The sequence below is a fragment of the Anaerococcus groningensis genome (assembly GCF_046365465.1).
GTDB classification, from domain to species: Bacteria; Bacillota; Clostridia; order Tissierellales; family Peptoniphilaceae; genus Anaerococcus; species Anaerococcus groningensis.
In genome coordinates, this window is record NZ_JBGMEG010000001.1 from 92,506 (window position 1) to 108,235 (window position 15,730).

A 15,730-nucleotide genomic window follows, 5' to 3' on the forward strand; every position below is an offset into this window, starting at 1 on the left:
TTTTCTTGGCTTATTTCATTTTCTAAGCTTCCACGTATTCCTTGATTGCCATTCTCTTCACTTTTGCCATCAAGTTGTTCATCTGTCCTTGGTATTCCTCTGGATTCTCTCTCATCATCTTCTCTGTCAATCCTTGTGCTTTCATCATCTTGACTTTCTCTCTCTTGATAAAGTCCACTGCTTGATTCTGAATTTCCTTCAGGTGGTTCAAAAGTGTTTTCTCCTCGTACATTTTCTGAAGTTTCTTCCAGTTCTCCATGTCCTCGCTCCCTACCAGGTAAGACAGTCTTAGAACTGCGTAAGTCGGATTCGGAAATCTCTCCATAAATTCTAGATCCTTCTCCATCATATCCAGGGTTTTCTCTTCGATCTTCATCGCTATTTCTTCTGTCGCTTCCATCTGTGAAAACTCGTCCATCTCTACTTCTTGACCTATCATCTCGTCTATATAAATCATTTTGACCTCCTTTATCTTCGTTTATATTTTCTATATCTCTATTATAGTCGCCACCAGCCCTTTCTGTCAGCAGCCTAGCTCGATCCATTTCCTTAGTTTTTTCTATTGTTCTATCTATAATATCTTCGCTAACCCTTGATATTACAAGACCTATCTGTTCTAAAGAAATTGTATTAATCCTCGAAAAATTATTTTTTAAATTTTCCATATCCATAGGATAGACTGTATTAAACCTATTAGCTACTGCATAGGATATTGAGTCTCTCATAAACTTTTCAAAACTAAGTCTATCCTCTATATCTATTCTCAAATCAGCAAGAGCCAGGTTAATATATTCATCTCCATAAATTCGACTCAAAGAAAATATATTTTCATTGAGTGAATCACTAGCTTCGAATGAAGAATCTCTTATTATTTCTTTTAAAGCATCGTTATGGTTTTCGTGGTCAAACTGCCATAAGCTAACCTCATTGATATTCCTATCCATTGATGTGGTTTGACTAATATCGAAAATGTATGAAACTTTTTTGTTTACATCACTTCCAACTAAAATTGGAATACCCTTTTGACCTCTCATAACAACTCTGCCAAAATATTTCTTCCACATATCAAAGGTTGCACAAGCTCTAGCTTCAGGTTCTTTGTTGTATATACTTAGTTGGCTAGAAAAATCATATTTCTGATTATTACCTATAACTTTTAAGAGTTTTAAATATTCTTTTTCGTCTTGTAACACTTCATACTTTATAGATTCTTGTATATTCTTAAAATCATTTACTTGCATTTCCTACCTCCATTCTATGAATTTCTTTTATAATAGCCATTAAAATATTGACCACAATAGAATTACCAGCCTGTTTATATAGTTTACTTGAGGTACAATTTTTTCTTCTTGGATATACTTCATCTAATTTGTCTACATCACTATCATCAAAACCCATGAGTCTTAGGCATTCTCTTTCTGTTAAATACCTATACTGACCATTTCCAATATCTATTATTCCAGAATTTGGTACTCTCATCTGTTTTGTAGAAATAGTATAAGAAAAATCTTTAATCACTTTTAGTCGCCCTCTAAAACTGTTATCTATGCTTTTATTTAAAAATTTCAGCATATAAGGTTGAGTCATTGTGTAAAGTTCACTTACATCCTTTTCTAAAAATTCACTTAGTGGTCTTGTTTCTTTCCTCTCCAATTTATTAAAAGAAAATTTATTTGCTCCAAGACATGAAACAACAAATATCCTTTCTCTTTTTTGAGGTATTCCAAAGTCCATTGCATTTAAGATTTCATATTTGCTTTCATATCCAAGGTTTTCTAGCTCCTTTAGATAAATAAAAAAGGAGTCCCTCATATTTCTATCAAGGACTCCCTTTACATTTTCCCAAATTATCCATTTAGGTTTATCTTTCATTTCTTTTATTATTCTAATTGTTTCAAATAGTAGGCTTGATCTAGTTCCAGAATTTTTAACTCCTCCCTGCTTTTTTCCAATTCTTGAAAAGTCTTGGCAAGGACTCCCATGCATAATTAAGTCTATCTTCTCATTAGGAGCTTTATATCCTACTACTGATTTTGGCTTATAATCTTCTCCATAAAGTTCGTTGTATGATTTAACACAAGCCTTATCTATTTCTACATAATCAACAACTTCATAAGGTATCTTTAAATTAATAAAAGCCTTTCTAATAGCACCTATGCCACCGAAAAGCTCTAATATTTTTACCTTATTCATTTAGATTATTCTTGTACCTATCTACAAGCTCCCTTATACTATCTTCAATTTCTCTTAAAAAGTCTTCTTTATCTACCTCACCAGAGCTAATCTTTGCAAGTTTCATCTCCCATTCAGATGTTGTTTCTGCCGATTTAAACTTATCCTCTACAATCGATACAAGCCTATTGCCTTTTTCTGTTACAAGTAAATTTTTCTTATCTCTTCTTATAAGGTCCTTATGGATAAGATTTTCAATAATTCCTGCTCTTGTAGCTGGTGTTCCTAAGCCTTTTCTTTCTACTTCTATGTCTTTATCCAAGGATTCTACTCCTGCATTCTCCATAGACTTTAAAAGTGTATCTTCATTATAATGACTTGGAGCTTTTGTAAATTTCTCAGATATATTTTTAGAAGTTAGCTTAATTTTATCTCCAGTCTTTACATCTGGTAATTCATTTTCTTGACTTTCCTTTCCATAGCTCTTTAGATACTTGGTATAACCTTCATCGATTACAGTCTTGCCACTTGCATTAAAGTTAAACTTGTCATATTCATATCTGATTTTTCTACTAGATTCCTTTAAGTTATCCGAACATGAAGCAAGTAATTTATTCTTAATTAGATTATAGATTTTGATTTCTTTATCAGATATATCTTTTGCTTTTCCAATACCTGATATAGTAGGAATAATTGCATAGTGGTCTGTAACCTTAGATGAATTAAAAATAGACTTAAAGTTTGATTCGTTGATTTTAAAATCTTCTTCAAGTCCTTCTAATAGTTCTTTCATAGTATTAACCATGTCATCGGTTAAATACCTACTATCTGTTCTTGGATATGTGATTAACTTTTTTTCATACAAACCTTGTGCCAGATTTAAAGTGTCATTTGCTGAATATCCAAAATATTTATTTGCTTCTCTTTGTAAGGTAGTGAGATCATAAGGCTTATCTGGTTTTGTGCTTATATCTTTATCTTCTACCTCTGTAATAACTATTTCATCTTCTAGTAGATTTAATAGTTGCTCTGCCACTTCAATTTTATCAATCCTATCTGATACAAGTTTCAATCCTCCATAAGATAGGTCAACTGTATAATATTTTTGCTTCTTAAATAGGTTTATTTCACTATCCCTTTTAGCTATTAAATATAGAGTTGGTGTTTGTACTCTACCAACTGAATATGTTTCCTTGTAAATGCAAGAATAAAGCCTACTTAAATTCATTCCCACTAACCAATCCGCAATTGCTCTTGCACTCGCTGATCTATATAAATCTTCAAAGTTTTCTCCGTCTTTAAGATTTCTAAAGCCATCTTCAATAGCTTTGTTTTCCATTGAAGATATCCAAAGCCTTTGAATCTTCTTCTTACATTTAGCTTGATTATATACAAGCCTAAAAATAAGTTCTCCCTCTCTTCCAGCATCACAAGCATTTATAACTGTGTCGATGTTCTTATCGTTTAAAAGTTTCTTTAAAACTCCATATTGTTTCTTTGTGCTTTTAGATACTTCATAAATATATTCCTCTGGGATTATAGGAAGATTGTCTATTGTCCATTTCTTCCATTTTTCGTCTATCTTATCGGGACTTGCCATTTGAATTAAATGACCGACACACCAAGAAACAATGTATCCATTCCCCTCATAATATCCGTTTTTTCTTGTTCTTGCCCCAATTACTTTTGCAATTGTAACTGCTACACTTGGCTTTTCTGCTATTACTAACTTCATTCATACCTCCATAAATAAAAAAAGAGCGAAAGATTTCTCTCTCGCTCAAAGTATTTCTCCCGAATATCGTATTATTTTCGAAAGAATTCTATTTTCTTTTTTAACTTTATTTGTTTACTTTCCAATATCCATCTTTAGCACTACCTATATACTCGATTGTTTTTTCATCTGTGAGAATTTTTAAATCTCTTTCTATCGTGCTTACAGACACCAATAATATATGAGATAATTCAATTGTTGTTATGTTTGAATTTTCTTTCATAAGTTTCACTATCTTATTTCGTCTATCTTTTGGTTTTAACTTTTTACCGTCATTTTGACCTTCATTTTCCCCCTCATTTTGTCCCTCACTTTGACCGTCATTTTGAGTGACATTTTGGGTGTCATAATTTAAATTCTTTAAAATTGTAGTAAATGAAGATTCTGTTGACTTAAACTCTGGTTTTAATTCTTCATTATAATTTTCTTCTGCTTGATAAGCTTCTATGATTTTTCTAAGTCCAGATCCTCTCCTTTCCATTAAATCCATCCTAGCAAATACATCCGCTATAATTGGGTTTCTTCTTGTGGAAGATACGTTTAATGGATTTAGATCCTGCACGAATGTTCCGTCATACATACCTCCAGGAGAATATATCTCCAGTCTGTCATCATAGATATCTACATGAACTTCACTTCCTATCACAGAATAATCTCTATGAATTAATGCATTTACTAAGGCTTCCTGTACTGCCCTTTCAGGATATTCTGGATATTCTATTCTGTAGACTGGACCCTTTTTCCACATCTTTTTTGAATTTCTTTTCACAAAGTCCAAACTTGCTTTTAAAAGGTAAATTATATTACCTTCAAATTCAGCATCATCCAAGGCATCTATTCGACCATTAGCTTTAGTAAGCCCATTCCACCTAGTACAAAATACCCTTGACTGATAAACTTGATAGTTATCTGTAAATAAATCTCCTGCTATGGTTAGATTTCCATCATCATTTACAAGTCCGAAAGATTTCAAATCTTTTTCTTCAAAATCTTTTCCCGTTCTTTCTTTGTACTCGATTTTAAGTTCCTTAAAGCTTACATATTCTATTTTTTTCTTTGACTGAAGTGAATCGTAACTTATATGTTCTCCCTTTAAAGACAAATTAAAAAGATCAATTCGACTTGCAGGGACACTTTGATTTCCTATTCTTTTGTAGGCTGTTCTCGTTCCGCCATCAACTACAAAATATGGTGTATTCTTCCCAGCAAATACACTTAAAATCAATATAACTTTTCCATCAATTTCCTTTATTTCCATATCAAATTCTGGATTAGGATCCATTTTAGTTTTTATGATTTCAGAAATATTTTCAGAAACTTCTTGATAGTCACTAAGTCCAAGAATTGTGTTATCTTCTTTTACTCCAAATATTAGCTTCCCACCTCTACCATTAGCAAAGGCTGACACAGATTTTAACCAAGACTTTGGTTTGTTCCTTTCTAATTTTTCTTTTTTGTCATATAGATTTGTTTCTCCAAGATAGTCTTTTAAGTCCAAAGTATCCCTCCTCTCTGGCAAATATTATACTTAATTATACCATATTTTTGAATTATTTATTCGATGATGAAAATTGAGATTTATAATAGTTCATCATCTTCATCGTCTTCATCTAAAGATTCTTCATGACTTTCTTCATTGTCAGATTCATCTTCTGACTCACTAATATAATCCTCATCATCTTCTTCAAAGTCTTCCAACATTCTATCTTCTTTTGCTTTGACTACCTTAAAATAATATCCTGCTCCTACAACTCCTCCAATTACAAGTGCAACAATTAGAAATGAACCTATCCCGCTTTTCTTTTCTTCTTTTACTGGAACAACTGTAGGCTCTTCTTTTTTCACTTCTTCTTTCTTAGGTTCTTCAACCTTTATAGTATTTTTATCTTCTGATTCAATCATATTAAGTAGATCTTGCTCTCCTACCTCTGTTAATAATCTTACATTATCTTGATTTGATGAGTGATCCACTATTAGGTGCATAGTTTTTCCACTTTTAGTTTGAAATGTTAAAAATTGTCTTACATCTACTGGATTTTCTTTATCTTTTTCTGTATCTCCGCTTGGTGTAATATCTTTTCCATTCCTATCTACATTTTCAATTACTGAACCTCTTGACTTATTTTCTTGTGTCGCAAGATTATTTACTGCCTTAGTATTACCACCTTTTACAAGTGGTGTTTTCTTTGGAGGATTAGTTGAAGGCTTGTTAGCTTCACTTGTATTTCCTGGTATTCTTGGAACATCTTGATAAGGAATTTCTTCTTTTGATGGTGTAAAAACATCATCTTTCAACATTTTTTCAAATTCTTCTTTTTGTGGTTCATAGATTGATTCGTTTTGACTTTCTATTTGCCCTTCATTTGTCATTGCAAATGTAGTTGCTGGTATTGTAAATGTAAAAAGGAGTAACGCTATGGCTACTCCTCGTTTAATGCTCATATTCATTTTTCTATCCTTTCTTATTTTACATTTTTAAATACATAGACTGCTTTTCTAGCATTGTCCCATTCTATTGTTTGGTTTTTACCATCTTTAATATCTCCATGACTTGCTCCAAAAGCTTTAGCAATATTTGAAATTGAAGCATGAATTCTTCCATTTATAATCACTGGCTTAACATCTGAATTGTAGACCTTTCCATCTGAATCTTTCATAACACCAGTATCAATATTTAGTCTTAATGTCTTTTTAGCTAGGATATTATTCTCTTTATTTGAGAAAATAGCTTCACGAGTAGAGTTGTCATACTCAACATTAAAACCTAGAGTATAAGCAATATATCTTACTGGAATCATAGTTCTTCCTTGATCCACATAAGTTTTTACATCCATATAGACTGTTGTCTTACCATCTTTGTTGATAATGTTATAGAAGTTTTTGTCTACTTGGAAAACTGCAAATTCTTTTTCGTCTTTAACTTGTTTTTCGCCTTGTTGTTCCTCTTGCTTTTTCATCTTGTTAAGATCAAATTGATTTAGAATATTCTTGTCATCAGCTTTTAAAAGTTCGTCCCACTTTTTATCTTGAGATTTCTCATCTTCTTTCTTCTCTTTATTTTCTTTTTGGAGTTTAAGAAGTTCATCTAATTTTTTAGTTAAGTCTTGGTTTAGATTTTTATCTTTTTCATCTTTAGCTTGCTGATCAAGTTCTTCTTTTGCTTTTTTATTTGCTTCCTCGATTAACTTCTTTGCTTCTTCAATTTTCTTATCTAACTCTTCTTTTAGCTTTTTAATTTCTTCTTCAGAAGCTTTTTGTTTTTCTTCTAGTCCTTTAATCTTATCTTCTAATTCTTTTTTTGTATTTTCAGAAGATTCTTTTAAACTATCAATAGCCTTTTGAAGCTCCTCAATTTTCTTAAAGCATTCTGACTTAGAATTTTCTGTCTCTTTCTTTTTAGACTCTAAGTCTTTTATCTTAGTATCTTTTTTATCAAGGGCTTTTTCTAAGTCCTTAATTTTATTATCTTTATCCTCTATTTCTTTAGTCATCTTTGCAAGTTCCTCTTCTAAAGACTCGAGCTTTTCTTGCATTTTTTTGATTTTATTTTCGTTTTTATCGGTCTTTTCTTTCTCAGATTCTAACTCCCATTTTGTAGATGAATAATTTTCTTTAAGTTTTTCATTTTCATCTTGTAATCTTTTTAATTCATCTTTAAGCTGAGTAATTTCTGCTATTAGTTCATCATTATTGGAGTTTTTAAGATCCTCACTTTCTTTATTCAATTGAGCAATCTTATTGTCTTTATCTCTAATTTCTTCTTCTAGCTTAGCTTTTTCTTGTTTTAGTTTCTCTCCATTATCTTTGCAAGCTTCTAACTTTTCCTTTAATTCATCTATCTTTGATTGGTCTTCTTGTTTCTTATCATTTAAGTCTTTGATTTGATCTTCTAAATCATTAATATTACTTATAGAACTTTCTATCACTTTTTTACTACCATCTGTATCATCAGATTTAGCTAGTACATTAGTAGTTGAAGTTGATGTTAAAACTAATAAAAGAGCCATAAAAAAGGCTCTTAGTCTGTTCGTGTTAAATTTCTTCATTATGAATGTTCTCCTTTTCTTTTAATTTTTCTTCTCTTTTTCTATCATTGATTTTCTCCATTAATTCTTCCAAGCTAATATTGTTCCTCCTAAGAGTTACAATTATTTCTTCATTTTCAACTTGTATTTCTTCATCGCAAATTTCCTTGTATTTTGCATTTAAATCTTTTAATTTCTCTTCTATTTTTTTCTTTTTGTTTCTAATACTTATAAGCTTCCTGTTCACATAATATCTCCCTTCTATCTAGGTCTTCCAAAACCATAAAAGTGTGATTTCCAATATTTTGAATTTATTGATGTGTATTGAATTGGATCTCCTGCGTGAATCATCATTCCGTTACCTGCGTATATTCCTACGTGAGATATTGGAGTTCCACTGTTATATGTTGAGTGGAAAAATATAATATCTCCAGGTTGAGCTTCACTTGGACTTACTGGATTACAATAGTCTTTGTATATTCTCCATGCAGTTGTTCTTGGCATACTCTTTACACCAGACTTTGTAAATGACCAACATACAAATCCTGAGCAGTCAAAGTTAGATGGTCCACTTGCTCCAAACACATATCTTTTGCCTATATGTTTTTCTGCTTCATTAAATAAGGCTTTGGCAGTAGCTGAATCAAAAGCAAGACCAGGATTTCCAAAGTTTGGATTATCTACTATTTCTCCTAAGTCCCCATTACCTGATCCAAAGACATCACCCATATTCCCCTTAGCTTCAAGAAGAGCTTCATAATGAACTACATTGTCTGGATAATCTTTAAATATTTCCTTAACAACTTCATCCATTTCTTTTTTCTTTAAAGTTACAATTAACTTTTTATATTCGTACTCTTCTTTTTCATAGCTAGTATAAGGATTTCCACGACTATCATATCTAGTTCTTGCTACTGTTCTTGTTCTAATTTCAATTTCTTCTTTAAAATCAAGCTTATACATCTTATCGAAAAGCTCTTTTAAAATTCCTTTTACTTCAGATGCTGATTTTACTTCTCCACATCTTGAAGTTATATAGGATAAAAGTTCGTGGGTATTATGACCAATTTCTCCTTCTTTGTTTATGATATATTCGTCATATCCAGGATGACTTGTTTTTACACTTTCTATTTGTGATTGTAGGTCATATTCCATTGATGAAAATTCTTGATTTACTTCACTTAGAACTGTGTCTTGTGATAGGTATGTTGTTGTCATTACTGAGTTTACTGAATTGCTTAGTCCACTCATACCAACACTTCCACCACCAATCATGATTGAGATCATAAGACCTAGTCCTATTACTAGAAATAGAACCATCTTACTTTTTCTTACGATTAGCTCTTTAGAAGCCTTACCTAAACTTAAAATAGCTTTTTTAACTCTATCTACAAGTCTTGTTTCGTGCTTTTTAGCTATCATGCTCTTCATTTGCTTCCTCTGGTAAAACTTCTTAAATCTATTTTTCTTTATATAAGCATCTGACTTTTTTAAATCTTCCAAGCCACTTTTAAACTCCAGCTTGCTTTTTCTATTTCTTATTTTCTTATCAAGTTTAGATAACTTTTTTAAGGACTTTTTCTTTTTGTCTAGCTTATACTTCCTTATTCCATGCTGGAGTTTAGAGCTTACATTAGCGACCTTTTCTCCAGATTCTACACCAGTATTATCAGATCCTGAACTTAAATAATCTCTCACTAACTCTGAAGATTTTGCTCCAGATAATAAAACTCCAGAAGATAGACTTCCTTTAGTTTTATTCTTTAAAATATTATCCTTTAGCTTGCTTTTAGACTTTTCAAGCTCTCCAATCTTTTTATCTGAGATAAAGTCTTTAACATCTTGTGCTTTCTTAGAATCTTTCGTTGTAACTTTCTTAGATTCATTTTTTAAGTCATCAATTTTCTTTCGAGTGAATTTATCACTTTCATAATTTTTTCTCTTATAGTAAGTCTTCTTCTTGTTAACTTTCTTTTGTTCTGAAGGTTTAAGGCTTGTTTCCTTTTCATCTTTTATAAATTCTTGATTATTTTCTTTAACCTTCGAATTATCAAAAGTTTTTTCTGTATCAACTTTGCTTAGCTTATTTTCTTTATCTATCTCTTTAGAAATTTTTTCCTTATCTCTAAACTTCTTTTCTTGATAAAGTTTCTGCTTTTGCTTTTTATTGATATTAGAATTACTGTCGTTCTTGCTTACTTCATCTTTAACAAGCTTATCTTTTTTATATACTCTCTTGCTTTTTTTTGCTTCAATAGGTTTTTCTTCACTTGTGTGGATTCGCTTAGACTCTTTTTCGTTGATTTTGTCTTGGAATTTATCCTTACTATGAATAAGTTTATCCTCATAATTTTTAAGAACTTGTCTTTTACTTGATACCTTCTTATTGTTTATTGGTTTAGACTTAGCTGAAATATCATCTGTTGTTAATTTATTAGAATTAATATTTCTACTGTTTACACTATCAAAATTTACCTTTTTGAAGTCTACATCTAAGTCTTCATCAAGTTTAAAGCTTTCATCTGTCTTTATTTCAAGATTAGCTTGTTTTGTTTCTCCAGCCTTATCCTTATTATCTAAAACTTCTTTTCTAATTCTTTCCTTGTTTTTAGCCTTCTGAAAGTCTTTTAGTTTATCTTGTTTTTGATCTTTAGATAATACATTCTCATGAATTAGTTTAGATTCTTTTTCTGAAATTTTATTTCCGAACCTATCCTTAGTCTTAATAATCTTATTAGTATAATCATCTGAATGAACAAGTTTACTTTCAAGATTCTTTTCAGGAGCGTCCCTATTTCGTATAATTTTCTTTTGAAAATCTTTTTTTAATTCTTTATCCATATCACACCTACTTAGCTTCTTCTGGTTTTGTTGTCATCAGCTTATATAGCATGGTATCTTTAGGGAATTTATCAATAAATGGAACAATAGTATTTCCAAAGAATAAGAGTCCCTCACCTGCATTTGAATTAGTAATATAGTTTAACTGATAAGGCGATATTTTTAATTTCTTAGCAAGAATATCCCTATCTCCAGATGCTTGATTTAACATTAGAACAAAGTCTGTATTATCAAAGATGTTTTCAATTTCCTGACTTGTTAAAAGGTCTTTTACGTTTTGAGTTATACCTGTTGGAATACCGCCCCATTTTCTAAATCTTTTCCAGATTTCTACTGAATATGAAGCAGTTTGTGGGTCTTTTAATAAAAGGTGGAACTCATCTATATAGTATCTTGTAGACTTGCTTCCTCTATTTAGGGAAACCTTGTTCCAAACCTGGTCTTGAATTACAAGCATACCTATTTTTTTAAGTTGTGTTCCTAGCTCTTTTATATCAAAACAGAGCAGTTGCCTATTTAAGTCAACATTTGACCTATTATTAAATACATTAAGACTTCCCTTAACATAAATTTCCATTTCTGTTGCGAGCTTCCTACCAACTCCCTCTTCTTGAGATAGGAGCATATCGTATAAATCTCCTAATATAGGCATATTTTCTGGTTTTGGGTCTTCAAAATATTTTTGATATATCTTTGGTAAGCACCTATCTATAACAGATTTTTCTGCAGCAGTAAGACCAGATCCTCCTACCACAAGTTCAAGCATAGACATTATGAAGTTTGCCTTATCCTTTAAAGGTGCGTCCCCATCTCCATAGTTCATATTTATATCTAGTGGATTAAGGTAGTCCTTTGACTTTGCTGATACTTTAATAACTTCTCCATTAAATTGTTTTACAAGGTTTGAATACTCGCCTTCTGGATCACAAATAATTACATCATCATCTGTGACAAGAATTGCATTTGCCATCTCTCTCTTTGCTGAGAAAGATTTACCAGAACCTGGTGTTCCTAATATTAGTCCGTTAGGGTTCTTGAGTTTCTTCCTATCTGCCATAATCAAGTTTTGGCTAAGGGCATTTAAGCCATAGTACAAAGAATTTGCCGAATCAATAAATAGCTCTTCTGTTGTAAAAGGCATAAAAACTGCAGTTGATGATGAAGTTAAAAATCTTTTTATTTCGACTTGATTAACTCCTAGAGGTAAGGCAGAAACAAGTCCTTGCTCTTGTTGATGAGATAATCTTTTTACCTGACAATTATGTCTGTTTGCAATTGATGATATTTGAGCAATAGTGTTTTCTAATTTTTGATTACTCCTAGCAAAATTCATCATTACTATGGTAACTACAAAGAGCCTTTCATCTCTATTTTGTAAGTCAGATAACATGGACTTAACATCAGCTCCAAAGGTATTTATATCTGAAGGAATAATATCCATATCATATCCTGCACGAATTGCTTTCTTTTGTTCTTCAATTTTCATTCTGTCTAGGTCTGTGTTCTTTCTCTTAATGAGTTTAATAGCTTCTGCTTGTTCAACTACATCTATATGAAAAGCTACATAAATATTGTCATCAATATCTAAAAACTCAGATAACATTCTGTCTGATAACTCACTTGCAAGTATTTGAAAATGGCTTACTGCTCCAATGAATTTCCCAAATTTAAAATTATTTGCTGGTGTAAAATTAAAGATATTGGGAGTTATATGTGACTTTGTAGACTCTTTCTTCTTCAAATCCTTATATGAAAAATCAAAGTTTTTGTCTGGATTTAACATATCGTGAACAAGTCTTAGTCTTTCTTCTCCATCAAGGCTTTCTGCTCTTACTCCCATAGATTTAAAGTTAGATAAAATATCTAATTCAAGTCTATTTAACTTTGTCCTTGCTTGCTCTAGGTTATCGGCTTCTGTTGTAAAGGTTATATACTTCATCTTTTTAAGTCCGTTATTGCCCTTTGCAAGTTGAAGCTTTAACATCTCCCTAAACTCTTTTCTTACATCGTCATAGAAGTCTCCCTTATCAGCAATTTTAATTGCATCTTGTAGGTCTTTACTTCTTCCTAATTGATTTACATACGAAAGTTCAACGTGGACACTTGGATCAAAAGAATTTAAAAAGTTGGCAAATTGGTTAAAGATTAAATCTCTATCTTCTTCCAATGCCAACTGATAATTTATATCTTGAAATGAAATTGTCTTTGAATAATTTTTTTCATCTAACTGGCAAATGCCCTCTGGTAACATTCTTATATAGGGAATTGTGTCCTCAACAGTAAATCTCTTTTTCTCTTTATTTAAAAGTACACTTAGAAGACTATTTGTTGGATCTTTCTCTGTTTTTAGCCTTCTTACTTCCTTTCTGTCTTTTTTTAATTGTTTTTCCCTTAGATTTAAGTCGCTGATTTGCTTTTTTCTTTGCTTCAAGGTATGCCTCCTTTCTTATTCTCTTAGCTGGTTGATAAAATTTATGAAGATAGAAAAATTTAAAATACTTTTCAAAAGTTAAGGTGTCTTTTTCATATAAGGTTATAAAAAAGATTGGCAGGGTTACTATTAGCATTACAATGATAGAAACATCATTAGGTAGATATTTCTTCATAAATAGATAGGTTGGTATGCCAATTAGTCCTGCCACAGAAAAACCTATAAGTTGTCTTTTGGTTAAGTTAAAAGCAACCTTTGTTTTAATCTTGTCCAAATCTTTTGGTATTGGTACATACGCCATTTTAATCTCCCTCTACTTCTTCTTTGGAAAGTTCAAGTATATGGTCATAATTAGATGTTGTTTCCTCTTCTAGGTAGCTAATTCTTTCTTCTAATTCTTCTTGTTTTTCTTCATTTCTGTCATTGTATTCTCCTTGATACATAACAAATTCATTGTGACATCTTCCGAGTCTGTTTATTCTTTTCTTTAAGCTTCTAATCTCTTCATTTCTTTTTTTCTCTTTTAAGATTTTATAAGTTCCTCCCAATGAAATTCCAAGTCCCAATAAAGCACAATTTTTCTTTTTTAACATTTATTCCTCCTAGTGCGTATTCATAATACTTTTTGCAACTGTTCCACTCTTAAACATCATAAGTCCAAGTAGTAGAGCATATCCTAATATACTAAACAAGCTTGCGTGAATATCTGTAATCTGTACCGTTCTTATTAAAACTGTGTAGATACCTAAACATATCATCAAAAACAAACCTTGTAGTCCCAAGGCAAAAAGTCCCTTGATATAATTTGTTCCAATCTGACCCCATTCTTTATTTCCCATAGTCGAAAATGGTATGGATGATACTGATGAGTAGACATATATTTCAAACATACGCCCATATACTATTAAGGTAATAGTTAAAGATATACATTGAATTGCAATCCTTACTAGGCTTGTTTCAACTAATATCATCATTAATGCACCAACATCTTTTTCTTTTAATGTATCAACCATTGCAACTATCTGATCTCCTGAAACAGTGGCAGAAGTAGTGATTACCCCTGCCGCTTTGTTTACAAGATTTTGTGCCACATCAAAGACTGCCATTGAAAATTCAAAGGCATGGCTTGCAAGGTAGACTGCTATAAACATCTTTATAATGTATTTAAAAAACTCAAAAGTATCTGTATCGTGCATATTATTCTTTTGCATAACCATATTTATGAGTTCAATACATAAAACTGCTGTTATAATAAGACCTGCTATTGGAATAATCACATTATCATTAATGTTTTTTATGAAGTTATATACTTCTCCATTCCAACCCATTGGTGTCTTTCCAACATCAGTTGCAATAACTCCTACCTTGTCATTTATATCTAAGAACATGGACTCAAGATTTGCTTTGATACCTCCGAGTAGCATATCCTTAAAAAATTCAGTTAGCTTGTCAAAGATACCAAACATAGACTTTCTCCTAATTTAAAACATTTGCAAGTAGTGGAATTAATTTAATACCGATTAGTACAATTCCCCCACCAGCCATAAGCTGCTTAATACCTTGAGATTTAGCACCAGGGTTATCATTACCATAACCTTCCATTAAGTTAATAACTCCCCATGCTCCTAAACCTGCACCAATTGCAGTTACAAGTGTCTTTAAAACTCCTACTCCAGCTGTAAAAAATTCCATATTATTCCTCCTCGTTTTCTTTCTCTTTATTTTCTATTTTGTTTAGTGATTTAACTATAAAATTCTTGTAGACCTTATCTCCTTTTTTGTTTTCTTTGAAATACCCAAAGACATGGATCAGATCTCCTTTTTCAAATTCTTTTGCAATTTCTACCTTTTCTCCATATACTGAGCAATTTGTATATTCTTTGCCCTTTCCATATTTTTTAACAAGAGCAAAATTTGCTACTTGAACATTTTCTCCATCTTTTTCAAATTCTGAAAATTCAGCTTCCTTAACTAAATTTGCATTAATATTTATCATTTCTCTATCCATTAATTTCTTCTCCTCAATCTAAAAATTTCAATTAAAAAAGCGACTGAACTTATAATTCAATCGCTAAATATCTTATATATTAAATTGTTTTAAGTGGGACTTCTTATCCTTACCATCTTAACCTCCTAATTTTGAGTATAAAAAAAGACGATAGAGTTTTTAATTTCTATCGCCTGTTAACACCTTATTTCTAGTCTTCTAAAATGGATACTTCAAGGTCTATCGCTTTAAATGTAACATTTATTCCTACTTCGTCCTCTACTGTTTTTTCAAATAGCTCAGCTATATCATATAGGGACATATCATATATATCTTCATACCATTCATTACTTTCATCGTACATTGTCCCACATATTGCTTCAATATAATTTTTCTTATCCCTTGTGAGCTCTGTATCACTTTCTAAAATAAACTGCTCACCGTTTATATTTAATATAATTAAAGATGATTTTCTATTTTCACACATTTTGCTTTCTCCA

Annotated in this window: 14 protein-coding genes; all 14 read right to left on the reverse strand. The window is 31.3% G+C overall.

The genetic code is table 11. The features are described 5' to 3' along the window. Positions 1–1,227: 1,227 nt before the first annotated feature. The 14 genes from AB9Q04_RS00445 to AB9Q04_RS00510 all read right to left on the reverse strand — a co-directional run bounded on the left by AB9Q04_RS00445 (position 1,228) and on the right by AB9Q04_RS00510 (position 15,717). Positions 1,228–2,193, reverse strand: coding sequence for a DNA cytosine methyltransferase (locus AB9Q04_RS00445; RefSeq protein WP_410023433.1), 966 nt, complete (start codon positions 2,191–2,193; stop codon positions 1,228–1,230). Beyond that, positions 2,186–3,907 carry a DNA topoisomerase 3 gene (locus AB9Q04_RS00450; protein WP_410023434.1) on the reverse strand — a complete coding sequence of 574 codons (1,722 nt, stop codon included), beginning with the start codon at positions 3,905–3,907 and terminating at the stop codon, positions 2,186–2,188. The genes AB9Q04_RS00445 and AB9Q04_RS00450 overlap by 8 nt, the downstream gene beginning before the upstream one ends. Before the next feature lie 106 nt (positions 3,908–4,013). Further along, complete coding sequence (locus AB9Q04_RS00455; RefSeq protein WP_410023435.1) at positions 4,014–5,444, reverse strand: ATP-binding protein; 1,431 nt, start codon at positions 5,442–5,444, stop codon at positions 4,014–4,016. An 80-nt stretch (positions 5,445–5,524) separates the two neighbouring features. Continuing rightward, positions 5,525–6,394, reverse strand: coding sequence for a CD1107 family mobile element protein (locus AB9Q04_RS00460; protein ID WP_410023436.1), 870 nt, complete (start codon positions 6,392–6,394; stop codon positions 5,525–5,527). A gap of 14 nt (positions 6,395–6,408) precedes the next feature. Then, entirely contained in the window at positions 6,409–7,992 is a 1,584-nt protein-coding gene (locus AB9Q04_RS00465; protein ID WP_394020296.1) for a stalk domain-containing protein, read from the reverse strand. After that, positions 7,979–8,218 (reverse strand): hypothetical protein, encoded by a 240-nt coding sequence (locus tag AB9Q04_RS00470; protein ID WP_001080402.1) that lies wholly within the window; start codon positions 8,216–8,218, stop codon positions 7,979–7,981. The genes AB9Q04_RS00465 and AB9Q04_RS00470 overlap by 14 nt, the downstream gene beginning before the upstream one ends. A gap of 14 nt (positions 8,219–8,232) precedes the next feature. Further along, complete coding sequence (locus tag AB9Q04_RS00475; protein WP_410023437.1) at positions 8,233–10,812, reverse strand: C40 family peptidase; 2,580 nt, start codon at positions 10,810–10,812, stop codon at positions 8,233–8,235. A gap of 7 nt (positions 10,813–10,819) precedes the next feature. Further along, positions 10,820–13,243, reverse strand: coding sequence for a VirB4-like conjugal transfer ATPase, CD1110 family (locus AB9Q04_RS00480; protein ID WP_410023438.1), 2,424 nt, complete (start codon positions 13,241–13,243; stop codon positions 10,820–10,822). After that, positions 13,134–13,544, reverse strand: a complete 411-nt coding sequence (locus AB9Q04_RS00485; RefSeq protein WP_410023439.1) for a PrgI family protein — start codon at positions 13,542–13,544, stop codon at positions 13,134–13,136. Before AB9Q04_RS00485 ends, AB9Q04_RS00480 begins: the two co-directional genes overlap by 110 nt. Before the next feature lies 1 nt (position 13,545). Continuing rightward, entirely contained in the window at positions 13,546–13,836 is a 291-nt protein-coding gene (locus AB9Q04_RS00490) for a hypothetical protein (protein WP_410023440.1), read from the reverse strand. Positions 13,837–13,845: 9 nt separating this feature from the next. Next, on the reverse strand, positions 13,846–14,709 hold the full coding sequence (locus tag AB9Q04_RS00495) for a VirB6/TrbL-like conjugal transfer protein, CD1112 family (protein WP_410023441.1): 864 nt from the start codon (positions 14,707–14,709) through the stop codon (positions 13,846–13,848). Between the two features lie 10 nt (positions 14,710–14,719). Beyond that, positions 14,720–14,935, reverse strand: a complete 216-nt coding sequence (locus AB9Q04_RS00500) for a Maff2 family mobile element protein (protein WP_012797151.1) — start codon at positions 14,933–14,935, stop codon at positions 14,720–14,722. A 1-nt stretch (position 14,936) separates the two neighbouring features. Continuing rightward, positions 14,937–15,251 (reverse strand): single-stranded DNA-binding protein, encoded by a 315-nt coding sequence (locus tag AB9Q04_RS00505; protein ID WP_410023442.1) that lies wholly within the window; start codon positions 15,249–15,251, stop codon positions 14,937–14,939. A 190-nt stretch (positions 15,252–15,441) separates the two neighbouring features. Next, the gene (locus tag AB9Q04_RS00510; RefSeq protein ID WP_410023443.1) at positions 15,442–15,717 is read right to left on the reverse strand and encodes a hypothetical protein; all 276 of its coding nucleotides are present in this window, start codon (positions 15,715–15,717) and stop codon (positions 15,442–15,444) included. Between the last annotated feature and the right edge of the window lie 13 nt (positions 15,718–15,730).